General features: G+C 71.4%; 12 protein-coding genes. 11 read left to right on the forward strand and 1 reads right to left on the reverse strand.

The window, feature by feature from the left end:
* From MXD60_RS08110 to MXD60_RS08145, 8 genes are all read left to right on the forward strand, one after another.
* On the forward strand, positions 1-767 hold a 767-nt coding region (locus MXD60_RS08110; RefSeq protein ID WP_248818373.1), incomplete at its 5' end, for a glycoside hydrolase family 6 protein.
* A 245-nt stretch (positions 768-1,012) separates the two neighbouring features.
* Complete coding sequence (locus tag MXD60_RS08115) at positions 1,013-2,146, forward strand: type IV toxin-antitoxin system AbiEi family antitoxin domain-containing protein (RefSeq protein WP_248818374.1); 1,134 nt, start codon at positions 1,013-1,015, stop codon at positions 2,144-2,146.
* A 92-nt stretch (positions 2,147-2,238) separates the two neighbouring features.
* Entirely contained in the window at positions 2,239-4,149 is a 1,911-nt protein-coding gene (gene mutA / locus MXD60_RS08120) for a methylmalonyl-CoA mutase small subunit (RefSeq protein ID WP_248818375.1), read from the forward strand.
* Positions 4,149-6,398 (forward strand): methylmalonyl-CoA mutase, encoded by a 2,250-nt coding sequence (gene scpA, locus MXD60_RS08125; protein WP_248818376.1) that lies wholly within the window; start codon positions 4,149-4,151, stop codon positions 6,396-6,398. The genes mutA and scpA overlap by 1 nt, the downstream gene beginning before the upstream one ends.
* 36 nt (positions 6,399-6,434) lie before the next feature.
* Complete coding sequence (gene meaB / locus MXD60_RS08130; RefSeq protein ID WP_248818377.1) at positions 6,435-7,454, forward strand: methylmalonyl Co-A mutase-associated GTPase MeaB; 1,020 nt, start codon at positions 6,435-6,437, stop codon at positions 7,452-7,454.
* A 188-nt stretch (positions 7,455-7,642) separates the two neighbouring features.
* Entirely contained in the window at positions 7,643-8,779 is a 1,137-nt protein-coding gene (locus tag MXD60_RS08135; RefSeq protein ID WP_248818378.1) for a GmrSD restriction endonuclease domain-containing protein, read from the forward strand.
* Entirely contained in the window at positions 8,776-9,858 is a 1,083-nt protein-coding gene (locus MXD60_RS08140; RefSeq protein WP_248818379.1) for an AAA family ATPase, read from the forward strand. Before MXD60_RS08135 ends, MXD60_RS08140 begins: the two co-directional genes overlap by 4 nt.
* The gene (locus MXD60_RS08145; protein WP_248818380.1) at positions 9,855-10,658 is read left to right on the forward strand and encodes a hypothetical protein; all 804 of its coding nucleotides are present in this window, start codon (positions 9,855-9,857) and stop codon (positions 10,656-10,658) included. Before MXD60_RS08140 ends, MXD60_RS08145 begins: the two co-directional genes overlap by 4 nt.
* 172 nt (positions 10,659-10,830) lie before the next feature.
* Here MXD60_RS08145 and MXD60_RS08150 read toward each other — a convergent pair whose 3' ends face one another.
* Complete coding sequence (locus tag MXD60_RS08150; protein ID WP_248818381.1) at positions 10,831-11,712, reverse strand: SAM-dependent methyltransferase; 882 nt, start codon at positions 11,710-11,712, stop codon at positions 10,831-10,833.
* Between the two features lie 455 nt (positions 11,713-12,167).
* Here MXD60_RS08150 and MXD60_RS08155 point away from each other — a divergent pair, with 455 nt between their 5' ends.
* The 3 genes from MXD60_RS08155 to MXD60_RS08165 all read left to right on the forward strand — a co-directional run bounded on the left by MXD60_RS08155 (position 12,168) and on the right by MXD60_RS08165 (position 16,254).
* Positions 12,168-14,762 (forward strand): Hsp70 family protein, encoded by a 2,595-nt coding sequence (locus MXD60_RS08155; RefSeq protein WP_248818382.1) that lies wholly within the window; start codon positions 12,168-12,170, stop codon positions 14,760-14,762.
* Between the two features lie 61 nt (positions 14,763-14,823).
* Positions 14,824-15,036 carry a hypothetical protein gene (locus MXD60_RS08160; protein ID WP_248818383.1) on the forward strand — a complete coding sequence of 71 codons (213 nt, stop codon included), beginning with the start codon at positions 14,824-14,826 and terminating at the stop codon, positions 15,034-15,036.
* Between the two features lie 9 nt (positions 15,037-15,045).
* On the forward strand, positions 15,046-16,254 hold the full coding sequence (locus tag MXD60_RS08165) for a DUF916 domain-containing protein (protein WP_248818384.1): 1,209 nt from the start codon (positions 15,046-15,048) through the stop codon (positions 16,252-16,254).
* The last annotated feature ends 33 nt before the right edge of the window (positions 16,255-16,287 follow it).

Here is a 16,287-nt window from a genome sequence, read left to right on the forward strand (position 1 = left end):
GCGGCGCGCGCCCCCCGCGGGCGGGGCGGCCCGCCCCGCCCCCGCCCCCCGGGCGCCCGGGCCCCCCCGACCGGGTCCGCGTGGTCCGTGCCGCCAGCGCGCTACCGGTGCTCGTCGCCTACGCCATCCCGCAGCGCGACTGCGGCGGCCAGTCCGCCGGTGGAATCGCCGACGAGGCCGGCTACCGGGCCTGGATCTCCGCGTTCGCCGCCGGGATCGGCACCGGCCCCGCCGCCGTCATCCTCGAACCGGACGCCCTCGCCCAGGTCGACTGCCTGTCGCCGGCCGCGGCCGGCGCCCGCTACGCCATGCTGGGATTCGCCGTCGACCAGCTCGCCGCCGTCGGCGCCGACGTGTACATCGACGCCGGGAACGCGACCTGGCACTCGGCTGCCGACACGGCCACCCGTCTGCGGCAGGCCGGCGTGGATCGCGCCCGTGGGTTCGCCCTCAACGTCTCCAACTTCGACGAGACCGCCGACGAGACCGCCTACGGCGATGCCGTCGTCGCCGCCCTCGGCGGCGGCGCCCACTTCGTCGTCGACACCTCCCGCAACGGCCGCGGGCCCGCCCCGGACAACGCCTGGTGCAACCCGCCCGACCGTGGCCTGGGGGTCGCGCCCACCGGTCAGACCGGTGACCCGCGCGCAGACGCCTACCTGTGGATCAAGGTGCCCGGAGAGTCGGACGGAGCCTGCAACGGCGGGCCGGCGGCCGGTCAGTGGTGGCTGGACTATGCCCGGGGCCTCGCGAGCAGGGCGGCGTGAGCGACGCTCCGCCCTGACCCGGGCCGCTCGGGAACCTTTCCGTCATGGTCTTCGGCTGCGGGTTGCAGCGGCCTTCCTGGCCATTTGCCAAAGCGCGGTTTCCGCTGCCGGCGAGAATGGCTGCCACAGGGCCGGACGCCGACCGTAACGCCCATTCCATCTGAATACAGATGATCGTCCAGATGGTTATCCACAGGTCTTTCCTGATGCTGGATCGGTGCCGGGGCGTGGTGGATTCTCGGAGCATGACCACTTCGCTCTCGGCCTCGACCCCGCCGACCCGACCCGCCGCCCGTGCGTATCCAGGCCTCGACTCCGCCGTCGCGTTGGCCCGGCGGCAGGGCGGGATGATCACCTTCCGACAGGCGATCGCCGCCGGCCTGACCCGCGGTCAACTTCGCCAGCTCGTGCAGTCCGACCAGTGGGGCCACCCGGTCCGGGGTGCCTTCGTCGTGCCCGGGGCGGGCCGGGCCGAACGCGTCCCGCCCGTGGCCGGAGCGCCCGCGACAGCCCGCGGTGCCGCCGGCTGCATTTACCCGGCTGGCAGCGCCCTGAGCGGCGGAGACCCGGGCGGCGAGGTCGTCGCGATTCTGCCCGCCCGTGGCGCGCCGCCGTCGGCGCTGGCGGCCCGCGCACGCGCGGCGCTCGTCGGCCGGCCGCGAGCAGTTGTCTGCGGCGCCACCGCGGCGGGCCTGCTCGGCTTTCCCGCGGTCGAATCCGACAATCGGCCGGAACCGGTGCACCTGATGCTGCCGGCGCGCCTCACCCGGGCACAGCCGCGCGGCATCCGGCTGCATTTCACCGACCTACCCGCCGGCGAGCGGATGACGCTGGCCGGAATCCCGGTCACCGCGCCCGCGCGCACGCTGGCCGACCTGGTCCTCGCCGCCTCGACCCGCGACGCGGCCGTCGCGGTGATGGACGGCGCGCTGCGCAGCGGCGTCGTGGCGGACCTGCGGGCGGCGCGCCGGGCAGCGGCCGGCCGGCGGGGCTTCCGCACCGTCGACGCATGGTGGTCGCTGGCCGACGGGCGGGCCGAGTCGGCCCTGGAGTCGCGGCTTCGGCTCCTGCTCGCCGACGCCGGACTCGCCCCGAGCCACCTGCAGTGGCCGGTGACGGACGCCGCCGGCCAGGTGGTCGCCCGGCTCGACCTCGCCTGGCCCTCCCACCGCCTCGTCGTCGAGGCCGACACCTGCGCTGCGGTCGGTTCGGCCGGGGCCCTGCACCGGGAACGCCAGCGCGGCAACCTTCTCGCCGCGCACGGATGGACCGTTCTGCGCTTCGGCGTGCTCGACCTCGCCTGGCATCCGGACCAGATCGTGGCCGCCGTCGAGCGGGTCCTCGCCGGCCGGGAGGAGGTGTCCCCGCGGGCCTCGTGATCAGCGCCACCAACAGGCCAAACTCACGCAACGTCATGTGACGGGAAGTACATTCCCAGCCCGTCGGACGTCCCACGCCTACGATCCGGTGCATGACCGTTCCATCGGCCGGAATGTCGCTGGCTGCCGACTTTCCGGAGGCCACGCGCGCCGAGTGGCAGAAGCTCGTCCTCGGTGTGCTGCGCAAGTCCGGCGCGGCGACCGAGACGGCCACGCCCGAGGCCGCAGAGGGCCTGTTGACCACGCGCACCTACGACGGTCCGCGGATCCGGCCGTTGTACACCGCGGACGACGCACCCGCGACCGCGGTCGGCCTGCCAGGACTGGCACCGTTCGTCCGCGGTGGCCGGCCGCAGGGCGCCGGCGCCACCGGCTGGGACGTCCGGGCCCTGCATGCCGGCCCGGACGCGAAGGCCGCCGGCGAGGCCGTTCTCACCGATCTGGAGAACGGCGTGACCAGCCTCTGGCTGCGGCTCGGGCCCGGTGGGCTGCCGGTCGAAGCCCTCGGGACGGTCCTCGCCGACGTATACCTCGACCTCGCGCCGATCGTCCTGGACGCGGGCGCCGAGACGGTGCCGGCCGCCGAGGAGCTGTTCCGGCTCGCCGCCGCCCGCGGGCTGCCCGGCTCGCAGCTCGCCGGCAGCCTGGGCGCCGACCCGATCGGCCGGGCCGCGCGGACAGGCGTGGCCGCGGGTGACGTGCCGGGGCTCGACGACGCGGCGGCCCTTGCCGCCCGGTGCGTGCGGGAGTTCCCCGGCGTGCGCGCCGTCGTCGTGGACGCGCAGCCGTACCACCGTGCCGGCGGCAGCGACGCGCAGGAACTCGGCGCGTCGCTGGCCACCGGGGTCGCCTACCTGCGGACGCTCACCGACGCCGGCCTCGGCCTGACCGAGGCCCTCGGCCAGCTGGAGTTCCGCTACGCGGTCACGGCGGACCAGTTCTCCTCGATCGCGAAGCTGCGTGCCGCGCGCCGGCTGTGGGCCCGGGTCGCCGAGGTCTGCGGGGCCGAACCGGCCGCCCGCGGCCAGCGCCAGCACGCGGTCACCTCGACGGCGATGATGACCCGGCGTGATCCCTGGGTGAACATGCTGCGGACCACGTTGGCCTGTTTCGGCGCGGGTGTCGGCGGCGCGGACGCGGTCACCGTGCTGCCGTTCGACACCCGCCTGGGCCAGCCCGACGACTTCTCCCGCCGCATCGCCCGCAACACCCAGACCCTGCTGCAGGAGGAGTCGAGCCTGATCCGGGTCATCGACCCGGCCGGCGGGTCCTGGTTCGTGGAATCGCTCACCGTCGAGCTCGCCGAGGCGGCCTGGTCGGTGTTCACCGAGATCGAGGCGGCCGGCGGGATCGTCGAGGCGCTGCGCGCCGGCATGGTCGCCGAGCGGATCGCCGTCACCGCCGCGGCCCGCGCCGAGGCGATCGCCCACCGCGGCGACCCGCTCACCGGCGTCAGCGAGTTCCCCAACGTCGGCGAGAAGCTCCCGCAACGGGCCCCGCTACCGGTCGAGCCGGTCGAGGCCCCCGCGGGCGCCGGCCCCGGCCTCCCGGTGATCCACTACGACGCCGACTTCGAGGCGCTGCGCGCCCGCGCGGACGCCCACACCGCGGCCGGCGCGCGTCCCGTGGTATTCCTGGTCACCCTCGGCAGCGCCGCCGCGTCGACGGCGCGCGCCACCTTCGCCGCCAACCTGTTCCAGGCCGGCGGCTTCGAGACCCCGACGTCCGGCGTCGGCACCGACCCGGCGGCGATCACCGCGGCCTTCACCGCCTCCGGCGCCACCGTCGCCTGCCTGTGCTCCGGCGACAAGGTGTACGCCGAGCACGCCGCGGGCGTCGCCCGGGCGCTGCGGGCGGCGGGTGCCCGCCAGGTGTGGCTCGCGGGCCAGCCAGGCTCGCGTGCCCAGTCCGACGCGGACGCGGGCATCGACGGGTACGTGTTCACCGGATGCAACGCCGTCGCCGTGCTCCAGGCGACGCTGGCCGAGGCGGGAGTGGCCTGATGACCGTCGACAGCACGGATTCGCGTTCCACCGCGATCCCGGACTTCTCCAAGGTCGAGCTCGGCACCGTGCCGGCTGCGGCCGACGCCGCCGAGCCCGAGTGGCGCGCCGCCGTCGAGGCGGAGACCGGCAAGGACGTCGAGGCCCTGACCTGGGACACTCCCGAGGGCATCGCGGTCAAGCCGCTCTACACGGCCGGTGACACCGCCGGGCTCGACTTCCTGCGCACCTACCCGGGGATCGCCCCGTACCTGCGCGGCCCGTACCCGGCGATGTACGTCACCCAGCCGTGGACGATCCGCCAGTACGCCGGCTTCTCCACGGCGGCGGCGTCGAACGCGTTCTACCGGCGCAACCTCGCCGCCGGCCAGAAGGGCCTGTCGGTCGCCTTCGACCTGCCGACCCACCGCGGCTACGACTCCGACCACCCGCGGGTCACCGGAGACGTCGGCATGGCCGGCGTCGCCATCGACTCGATCCTCGACATGCGCCAGCTCTTCGACGGCATCCCGCTGGACAGGATGAGCGTGTCGATGACCATGAACGGCGCCGTGCTGCCGGTGCTCGCGCTCTACATCGTCGCGGCCGAGGAGCAGGGGGTGGCCCCCGAGCAGCTCGCGGGCACCATCCAGAACGACATCCTCAAAGAGTTCATGGTCCGCAACACCTACATCTACCCGCCGCAGCCCTCGATGCAGATCATCTCGGACATCTTCTCGTTCACCTCGCAGCGGATGCCCCGGTTCAACTCGATCTCCATCTCCGGTTACCACATGCAGGAGGCCGGCGCGACGGCCGACCTGGAGCTCGCCTACACCCTCGCCGACGGCGTGGAGTACATCCGGGCGGGGCTGGCGGCGGGCCTGGACATCGACGCGTTCGCCCCCCGGCTGTCGTTCTTCTGGGCGATCGGCATGAACTTCTTCATGGAGGTCGCGAAGCTGCGCGCCGCCCGCCTGCTGTGGGCGCGGCTGGTGAAGCAGTTCGACCCGAAGAGTGCCAAGTCGCTGTCGCTGCGCACCCATTCGCAGACCTCCGGCTGGTCGCTGACCGCGCAGGACGTGTTCAACAACGTCGTGCGCACCTGCGTCGAGGCAATGGCCGCGACCCAGGGCCACACCCAGTCGCTGCACACCAACGCCCTCGACGAGGCGCTCGCCCTGCCGACCGACTTCTCCGCCCGCATCGCCCGCAACACCCAGCTCCTGCTGCAGCAGGAGTCGCGCACCACGCGCGTCATCGACCCGTGGGGCGGCAGCCACTACGTCGAGCGGCTCACCCACGACCTGGCCGCCCGGGCCTGGGCGCACATCGGCGAGGTCGAGGCGTCCGGCGGCATGGCCCAGGCCATCGACGCCGGCATCCCGAAGATGCGCATCGAGGAGGCCGCGGCCCGCACCCAGGCGCGCATCGACGCCGGCCGCCAGCCGCTGATCGGCGTGAACAAGTACCGGGTGGACGCCGACGAGGCCATCGAGGTCCTCAAGGTCGACAACTCGGCGGTGCGCACCGAGCAGATCGACAAGCTGCACCGGCTGCGCGCCGAGCGCGACCCGGCGGCCGTCGAGGCGGCGCTGCACGCGCTGACCGCCGCCGCCGACGCCGCCCGCGACGGCCGGCGCGCCCCCGGCCTGGAGCAGAACCTGCTCGCCCTGGCGGTGAACGCGGCCCGCGCCCGGGCGACCGTCGGGGAGATCTCCGACGCCCTGGAGAAGGTGTACGGGCGTCATTCCGGTCAGATCCGTACGATCTCAGGCGTGTACCGGGACGAGGCGGGACCCGCCGGCAACATTGTCGCCGCCCGCGACGCCGCCGCGGCGTTCGAGCGCGAGGAGGGCCGCCGCCCCCGCATCCTGGTCGCCAAGATGGGCCAGGACGGCCACGACCGCGGCCAGAAGGTCATCGCCAGCGCCTTCGCCGACATCGGCTTCGACGTGGACGTCGGCCCGCTGTTCCAGACGCCCGGCGAGGTCGCCCGCCAGGCGGTCGAGGCGGACGTGCAGATCGTCGGCGTGTCCTCGCTCGCCGCCGGGCACCTCACCCTGGTGCCGGCGCTGCGCGAGGAGCTCGCCGCGCTCGACCGGTCCGACATCCTCATCGTGGTCGGCGGGGTCATCCCCCCGGGCGACTTCGACGAGCTGCGGGCCGCCGGCGCGGCGGCGATCTTCCCGCCGGGGACGGTCATCGCCGACGCGGCGCTGGAGCTGCTCACGACCCTGTCCACGCAGCTCGGCCACGCCGCCGCCTGACGGCCGGCGCCGCGCAGCCATGACATCGCTCGCATCGTGACCCGGCGGCCGATCGACATCGGCGAGTACGCGGACGGCGTGCTCGCCTCGTCGCGCACCTGGATCGGGCGGGCCATCACGCTGGTCGAGTCCACCCGGGCCGACCACCGTGAGCTGGCGCAGCAGCTGCTGGTGAGCCTGCTGCCGCACGCCGGCAAGGCGCGGCGGATCGGCATCACCGGCGTGCCCGGCGTCGGCAAGTCGACGTTCATCGACGCGCTCGGCACCATGCTCACCGGCCGCGGCCACCAGGTGGCGGTGCTCGCCGTCGACCCGTCGTCGACGCGCACCGGCGGCAGCATTCTCGGTGACAAGACGCGGATGGCGGCGCTGTCGATCGACCCGGCGGCGTTCATCCGCCCGTCGCCGACCGCCGGCACCCTCGGCGGCGTGGCCAAGGCCACCCGGGAGGCGATGGTCGTCATGGAGGCGGCCGGCTACGACGTCGTCGTCGTCGAGACGGTCGGCGTCGGCCAGTCGGAGACCACGGTCGCGGACATGGTCGACACCTTCCTGTTCCTCACCCTGGCCCGCACCGGCGACCAGCTGCAGGGCATCAAGAAGGGCGTGCTGGAGCTCGCCGACGTCATCGCGGTGAACAAGGCCGACGGCCCGCACGAGCTCGACGCGCGCCGCGCCGCCCGCGAGCTCGCCGGGGCGCTGCGGATGCTGCAGGGCGCCTCCGGGCCGCGCGACTGGAACACCCCCGTGCTGACCTGCAGCGCCGAGCAGCGCACCGGCATCGACACCGTCTGGGCGCAGATCGTCAAACATCAGGACACCCTCGACGCCACCGGCGCGCTGGCCGCCCGTCGTCGCCGTCAGCAGGTCGACTGGACCTGGGCGATGGTCCAGGACCGCCTGACCACCGCGCTGCGCTCCCACCCACGCGTCCGGGAGATCACCCCTGACCTCGAGGGCCGCGTCCGCGACGGCACCCTCACCCCGGCGCTGGCCGCCGACGCCATCCTCGGCGCCTTCAACGAACCGACGCTCGTTTCCCGCCCCACCGACTGAGCCGCACCGGCATCGACGTGGCTCGCCGGCAGGGATGCCGACAGTCGTGACAGACCACGTCGATCACCGTGGGCCTGACAGCACAGTTGTCCAGGCGATGGTCGGTGCCAGGAAGCCGCGGTCGGCACGTGGCCGGCCGAGCCGCTTCCATGCCGACGGCCGAGATGGAGACGATGTCAGTGGAATCGGTGACCGCGATCGTCGAGCATGATGGCAACACGCCGCTGGATGTGGAGGAGGAACAGGACAGCGACCTCCAGGACATTGACCGACCTTGGAATCCCGAAAGCATCCGGGTCAGTACGAAGTCCTTCTCGCTGCGCAACATGCTTGACTCGATCGACGAGGAGTCACTCGATCTCGCACCGGACTTCCAGCGCCTGCGGGTGTGGAAACCAGTGCAGAAGGCCCAGCTCATCGAGTCGGTACTGCTACAGATCCCGTTGCCGGCCTTCTACTTCGCTGAGGATATCGATGGAACCCTGCGGGTCATCGACGGCGTCCAGCGGCTGTCCACCATCCATGACTTCGTCCGCGGCGGCCCGAAGGGATCCGGTGGCTTTCCGCTGGTAGGGGTCGAATATCTTACGGATGTGGTTGGAAAGCGTTTCGGGGACCTTCCCGCGCTCTGGCGGCGGCGGCTGAACAACACGCAGATAGTCGTCAACGTCATCGATCCTTCCACGCCGCGCCCGGTGATGTACGACATCTTCCGTCGAATCAACACCGGTGGGACACCCCTGAATGCGCAGGAAATTCGGCATTGTATGAGTGATCGGCGCAGCCGTGACTTTCTTCGGGGTCTGACGGAGGTTCCGGAGTTCGCGATTGCTACCGGCGGCGCGCTGGAGCGTCAGCGACGCATGATCGACCATGAGGTCGCGCTGCGGTTCTGCGCCTTCTGGCTGATGGGGGAGCAGGACTACGTGCCGCCGATGGACAGGTTCCTGCAGCGGGCGACCGAGATGCTGGACGATCCCCGGCAGGTGCCGGATGCGCTGCTCCGAGAGATTGAAAAGAAGTTCATCATCGGTCTGCGCACCAGTATCGAGACCTTCGGGGATCGTGCTTTCCGGAAATGGCCGCTCGGCGATGACCGTCGTAACCCTTTCAATCGTGCCCTCTTCGAGAGCTGGAGTGTCGAGCTGGCGCGCTCCGGTCCCGTCGAGGCCAGGGACGCCATCGCAAAGATTCAGCGGGGGGCGCGGCTGGCGATGCGGGACCAGCCGGAATACATTGCCGCCGTCACTGCCTCGACGGGAGACGGCATGCGTGTCCGTAACCGCTTCCTGATGACTCGAAGCATCATCGAGAGTGCACGTTGATCACGAATGTGCAGATCATAAACTTCAAGATTTTTCGCGATCTGGATTTGGATCTCCTGCCCCTTACTGTGCTGACTGGTCTGAATAGCTCAGGCAAGAGTACGGTCATTCAGGCGCTTCTTCTGGCGGATCTTGCTGAGGATCGCGATGGAGAGCTTGTCCCTCTCAACGGGGAACACGGTCTGGCCCTGGGGGAGGCGTCGGATGTGCTCTACGCGGAGGCCGCTGACAGCGCCATCACGACGGTCCGGGTGATCGACGGGCAGATCTGCAGGACCGACTTCGCCGTTCCTGACGACCGCGCTGGCTACCTCCGTTGCGAGCGGTCTGACCGCCATGGCCCGCGCGTGCCGATCGACACGTACCTGTCGGCGGAACGGCTGGGACCGCGAGACCTGCTGGAGGTGTCGACTCTGGATGACGGCCGCCTGCGGGTCGGCCACCGGGGGCAGTACACCGCCCATCTGCTTGCCCGCAGGGAGCGCGAGCAGGTACCTGTCGAGCGTCGCCATCCAGAGACCGTGGAACATGATCATTCGATCACGCTGGGTGGTCAGACGGGACTCTGGCTTTCGGAGATCGTTCGGCCCGTTCTCGTGAGCGCCACCTGGCTACAGGGCACCAACGCGGCGATGATCCGCTTTCGGGACCCCGACGCACTGACGCCGTGGCTGCGGCCGGCGAATGTCGGGTTCGGGCTCTCCTATGCACTGCCGATCTGCGTGGCTGGCCTCGCCGCGCGGCCGGCATCGCTGTTCATCGTCGAGAACCCCGAGGCGCATCTCCATCCCGCTGGGCAGTCGGCGATGGGGCGATTCCTCGCACGGCTCGCGGCGTCTGGTGTGCAGACAATTGTCGAGACTCATAGCGATCATGTAATCGACGGCATACGTCTTGGTGTGGCCGAGGAGCGCACGCTGCCAGCGAGCCACGCGGTCCTCCACTACTTTGGGAATGGAGAGCGTACCGCGGTCGGGATACTTGAATCCGGAGCGCTGACCGATTGGCCGGCTGGATTCTTCGATCAGGGCGAGCGAGATCTGGCCAGCCTCGCCAGGATCCGCAGGCGGTCGCAGTGAGATTCATCGTCGACGAAGAGGCACTTTCCTGCGCGGGGCTCACTGGCTGGGGTGACGTCGAAGGCGAGATCATCGCCTTTGTCGAGCTTCTGGCGGATATCAGAGGCTCGGGAGAAACGGTAGGGATCCTCCGCGGGTGGGGCGCGGTCGCTTTCGTCTTCGGGGCGGATGTCGGGAGTGCCCTGGCGATCTCGCCGCGTATCGACCGAGACGTCCGCGTTCTGCTCATGCGATTACTCGACAAATGCGTCGACTGGGATGCCGATCCGGCGATCGCCGTCGACGGTGACGTGCATGTTGACGATACAGCCTCGTACAGCCTCGGCTTGGCGCGGGCTGTACAGCTGGCCGCCGATGGTGGGAATGCGGGGGTTCTCTCCCTTCCCTGGCGAGAGCTGGCCGGGCTCCGTCGAGTGACTGCCCAGCACCTCCAGGCTGAGATCATGATCCTTGACCGCGCCGCGGACGTGCCACTCTTCTACCGCGCGCTCATCGGGTGGGAGGCGACGGACGAACGGCACTTCTTCTCCCTTGCCGAGAAGGCATTCCCCGGCCTGTGTTTCGCGCCGAAGCTGTCGTTTCGCAAATTTGCTGGCGGCTACGACGTACGGGACACGGTGGTGCTGCATCTCGGCGCATTGAATGATTATTTTCTAAAGCATTTTGTAGCCGAACGGGGTTCCTCCGCGGAGATTTCGGCCCGGCTTGGGATCGACGTCAGCATCGAAGGCAAGACCCGCGGATCGGCCGCGCTCATGCGGAAGCGTGACGTGGAGTACGAAGGCTTTCTCTTCCGATGAGAATGGCACACGAAACTGGCTCGACACCGAAATAGAATTCACTTCTTTCCGGGTGATGGGCGTACTGGCGGAAGGATCCTGATTGGTCTTTTCGTCGAGCATCTTCCGACCTGAGGCGAAAAGCGGAGGTGTTGTACTGAGGCTTGGGTCAAGTAGTCAGAGCGGCGGTCGCTCAGGCGGGGCGGTGGCCGATGCCGACGCGGATCACGGTGGACTCGGACTCGTCGGCGCGCCACTGGGTGGCCAGGACGATGCCGGGGTCGAGGAGATCCCAGCCGTCGAAGAAGCGGCTGATCTGCTCGGTCGTCCGCGCGTGGATGCTGCCGGTGGAGGCCTCCCGCAGCAGGGCGTAGGCGGCCGCGAGGTCCTCCGCCGGGACGTCGCCGGCGGGGGCGTCGGTCGCCGGGACCGGGTGGGTCAGGACGAAGTAGCTGCCCGGCGGCATCGCGTCGGACAGCGTGCGCACGATCGTGTACGGGTCGTCCTCCTCGGCGATGCAGTGCAGGACCGCGATGAGCATCAGCGCGATCGGCTGGGTGAAGTCGAGGGTCTGCGCGGCCCGGGCCAGGATCTCCTCGGGCTGTCGGACGTCGCCGTGCACGTAGTCGGTGCGTCCCTCGGGGGTGCTGGTGAGCAACGCGCGGGCGTGCGCGAGGACGATCGGGTCGTTGTCGGCGTAGACGATGCGGGCGTCCGGGGCCGCGCGCTGGGCGACCTCGTGGGTGTTGTCGACGGCGGGCAGACCGGTGCCGATGTCGAGGAACTGGCGGACGCCGTGCTCGGCGGCGAGCAGGTGCACCGCGCGGCGAAGGAAGGACCGGTTGGCGCGCACGCTTTCGGTGACCGCCGGCATGGCGGCCATGACCGCTTCCGCCACCTTCCGGTCGGGCGCGTAGTTGGTCTTGCCGCCGAGCCAGTAGTCGTAGACCCGGGCGATATGGGGGATGTCGGTGCGCAGGTCGACCGAGCCGCCCTCGGGCCGGTCCACAGAGGGGACGGCGGCGGCGGACCGGAAGTTCCACGATCCGTTCCCGGCGCCGCTGTTCTCGGCCACTGTCCTTCGACCCCCTCGGTCCTGCCTGGAAACGACATGTCGGATCTGACGCGAGCTCAGGCAGATCGTAGTGGACCGCTGACAAACGTCCCCGCGGCCGTCCGCCGGTTCGCCGTTTCCATCGGTGGGTCCACCGCCGCGACCGGTGAACCGCCGAGCACCCGACAGTGCGCCGCGGCGCACTCGGCGGTGTCGCACGTTGCGGTCCTCGCCCGGTTGACGTCGGGCCGTCCGTGGACTCCGCGCGCCGAAACGGCTTCGTTACTCTCCGAATCGGATTTCCGGGTGGCCCGGTTCAGATCGATCATCTGTTTTTCTGTCCGCCACCGGACATACGTAATGCCTGGTCAGGTGTCCTACGATATTCCCACCATCCGGGTAAGAGAGACGCCGGTGGTCGGGTGCGCTTCCCGTGGGGGGGACGCCTCCCGTGATGGCGTGGGTCGGGAGACGCGGTGGGTTATCAGCTAGGCATCGACATCGGGACCGCGCACACCATCGTCGGAATCGCCGACGGGGGCTGGCCCCGGGTACTTGAACTGGGCGGGCAGCGTCGGCTGCCCTCGGTCGTCTACGCGCCGGAGGGCGCCAGCCCGCTGTTCGCCCGTGCCGCGCAGCGCCGGGCCTGGACCGACCCGGACCGCGCCGCCACCGACCTGCTGCGCCGCCTCGGCGACGAGGGCCAGGTGCTGCTCGGCGGCGCCGCCTACAGTCGGGAGAGCCTGCTCGGCCGGTTCGTCGCCCATCTGGTGACGACGGCGTCGGAGCAGCTCGGCGGGCCGCCTGACCAGGTCGTCGTGACGTATCCGAGCTTCTGGCCGGCGTCTCGGCGCGAGGCGTTCGTCGACGCCGTCGCCCAGCTCTCCGGCCTGGAGATGCCGGTGACGGCGGTGGCGGCGGCCGACGCGATGGGCACTCTGCTCGCCCGCGCCTCGGTGACCCAGACCGTCGACCTCGTCGGCTGGTACGGCCTCGGCGCCGGCTTCGCCGACACCGCGGTGCTGTCCTTCTCCCCGTTCGGATTCCAGGTCGTGGGCTCGCCCGCCGGCCTGCGCCACGGCGCCGGGCTGGATGTCGACGCCCTGCTGGTCGACCGCGCGCTCGCCCGGGCCGGCCTCGCGTCTGCCGGGCTGGACCGCGCTGACGCGGCGACCCGGGTCGCGCTCGACCGCCTGCGCCGTGACGCCGCCCAGGCCAAGGAGATCCTCGCCGAGGAGGACGAGGTCGAGCTGTCCGTCGCGCTGCCCGGCGTCGACACCTCGGTCACGCTGACCCGGGCCGAGCTGGAGACGCTGGTCGGGCCGACGATCGAGGACACCGTCGAGGCGTTGCGCCGGGCGCTGCGGTCGGTGCCGGCGTCGCCGGCGGACCTGTCCCGCGTGCTGCTCTCCGGTGGCGTCACCTACCTGCCGCTGGTCGCCCGGCGGCTGCGCGAGGCATTCCCGGAGATCCACCGGATCGAGCACCGTTCGGACGCGGACCTGGCGATGGGTGCGGCCCTGCTCGCCGCGGACCTCGCCGACCGCGCGACCCGCCACGGCACGGGAGTGTTCGGCGCGGCGCCGGCCGAGGAACCGCACGACGTCACCGCGGTCATCCGCCCGCCCGACGCGGCGAGCCTCGGCTCGTTGCCGCCGTTCATGTCCGGCGGCACCCCGCCGCCCGCCGCCGCCGCGGCGGCCGCGGCCGCGGGCGACGGCTCGTACGACGCGACGGTGCTCAACCCTGCGGTCGGCGGCGGTACCATGCCCACGGTCGGTCTGGGGTACGGGCCCGGGGTGCAGCCGGTGGGCGAGGCCGGCTGGCTCGCCGCCGACCATTCCCCGGCGGGCCCGGCGGCAGCCGCGGCAGCCGCGGCGGCAGTGGGCAGCGCCGCGCCGGTCGGCCTCAGTGGCACCGGGGCGCTGACCGCGCTCGGCGCGGCCCAGCCGCCGGCGGGCGGGCCACCGCCGGCGGGCGGCGGCCACCGGGAGAACGAGCCGGACCGCGGCGGGATCTTCGCGTCGCGGCGCGCGATGATCGCGGCCGCGATCATCGCCGTCCTGTTCGTCGCGACGGGAACGACCGCCGGCGTGCTTCTCACCGGCCGTGACTCCGGCTCCGACACCGCCTCGGTGTCCCCGGCGGCGACGGCGTCGGCGTTCCCGACCACGGACCCGATCCCGCCGACGACCGCGCCGCCCGAGCCGTCGGCGGCGCCGAACCTCGTCCGCGTCGCCGGATCCTCCGAGGTCGCGCCGATCGCCGAGACCGCCTACAACGAGTTCCGCCAGACCCAGCGCAACGTCACCGTGAACGTCGAGTCGACGAGCACCGAGGACGGCTTCGACGCGCTGTGCAGCGGCAAGGCGGACCTCGCCGACGCCTCCTTCGAACCGAATCCCGGTTCGCTCAAGGATCCGTCCTGCCAGAAGAAGCTCGTCGGTTTCGAGGTCGCCCACCACACCCTGCCGATCGTGGTGAATCCACAGAACACCTGGCTGCGCTGCCTGAACCTCAAGCAGGTCCGGCAGATCTGGGGGGCCGACTCCACCGTCACCCGGTGGAACCAGATCGACAGGTCCTATCCGGACGAGCCGATCAACTTCGTCGGCCCGGCTCGCACCACGGTGCAGGCGCAGGTTTTCAACGCGACCATCAGCGACGCCAGTGACCGGTCCCGCTCTTATCAGCAGACGGACCTCAGCGGGGTCGCCAACAACGTGGCCGGTGACCGGTTGTCCATCGGCTTCCTGGACTACCCCACCTACGAGACGTTCGGCCAGCGGCTGCGCGGAGTCGAGATCAACAACGGTGAGGGCTGCGTGGCGCCGACGGCGGTGGCCGTCGGAACCGGTCTCTACCTGCCGCTGTGCAAGCCGCTGTACGTCTACGCGCGCACCGACGCGCTGCGTCAGCCGGCGACCGTCGCCTTCCTGCGTTACTTCCTGGAGAACGGCCGCAAGATCGCTTTCGACGCGCACTACGTCCCGCGTACCGATGACACGGTGGGGGACAACGTCGCCCGCCTGCAGAAACTGACGACGGGAGTCGGACCGGTCCCCGCCTGAGCGGGCGGGGACCGGTCAGGCGACCGAGAACGTGAGGCTGCACCGGTAGGTTCCGACGACGATGTTCGTGGGCACGGCGATGGTGAGCGTCGGGTTCCAGGTCACCGAGCTGGCCGCGCCGCGGTTCGCGGAGCCGGAGAAGGTCTGGCGGGTGGCGCCGAGCGTCACCGACGTGGTGGACGACTGGCCGGGGTTGGCGACCGTCATCTGGCCCGTCACCGCCGTCGCCGGGCCGGACCGGTACTGCACCGAGCTGGCCCCGATCCGCTGGTAGGACAGGCCCGTGCCGGTCGTGCAGGCCGACGCCGAGACGGAGGCGATCCAGCTGCCACCCGTGCTGTCGGCCGTCACCGTCACCGCGCCGAGCCTGGCGGAGATCGAGCTGCTGCCCGCCTTGACGTCTGGGACGACTCTCGGTGCTCTCGTCACCGTGGCCGGCCTGCTCCTGGTGACCAGCGGGCCCGCGACGCCGGCCGCGGCCCTCGCCGGGGAGCGGGCCGGCACCGCACCGCCCGCGCGCCACGAACTCGCGGCGATCGACGGGAAGAAGAACCGCTTCGGCATCCGCCTGACGGAGGTCAGCGAGTCGCTGCGCGACGACCCGCGGGCCCGGCAGTACATCATCGACCACCTCAACCCCGGCACGGTGCTGCGCCGGCAGGTCGAGGTCTACAACGAGGCCAGCACCCCGCTGTCCGTCTCGCTCTACCCGGCGGCCGCCACGATCAACGACGGTGGGTTCCACTTCGCCGACGGTCACGGCCGTAACGAGCTGACCACGTGGACCTCCGTCGACCCGCCGACCGTCGAGCTCGCCCCGCACGCCCGCCGCAACGCCGAAGTAGCCGTCAACGTCCCGAAGGACGCCTCGCCGGGTGAGCACTACGGCGTGGTGTGGGCCGAGGCGGCGGGCGCGCCGACGAGCGGCGGCGTGCGGATGGTCAACCGGGTCGGCGTGCGCATGTACCTCGACATCGGCCCCGGCGGGCCGCCAGCGGCCGGGTTCAGCATCGCGGCCCTCACCGCGAGCCGGCTCGAGGACGGCCGGACCGCGCTGCTGACCGACGTGCGCAACACCGGCGGCCGGGCCCTGGACATGTCCGGCGACGTGCACCTGGACAAGGGCCCCGGCGGCCTGCGCGCGGGGCCGTTCCGGGCGGCGCTCGGCACGACGATCGCGCCCGGCGGGACCAGCCCCGTCTCGATCCCGCTCGACGGCACCCTCCCGCTCGGACCGTGGAGCGCGACGGTGACGCTGCGCAGCGGACTCGTCGAGCACAGCGTCACCACGACGGTGGAGTTCCCCCGCAGACCCGGCTCGCACCGCTACCTGATCACCGGTTATTCGACCGGCTGGTACGCGCTGGCCGCCGGGATCGGCGCGATCGGTGTGCTCACCGTCATCCTGATCGTCGGCGCGCGGCACCGGCGCCGTCGCCGCGCTGGCGCCACCATCCCCGGCCCGGGCGCGGACCCCACGCCGTCGACCTGACGGCGACTCAGCCGCCGCAGGCGTCCCCGACCG

The sequence above is a fragment of the Frankia sp. AgB32 genome, assembly GCF_023243045.1.
GTDB lineage: Bacteria > Actinomycetota > Actinomycetes > Frankiales > Frankiaceae > Frankia.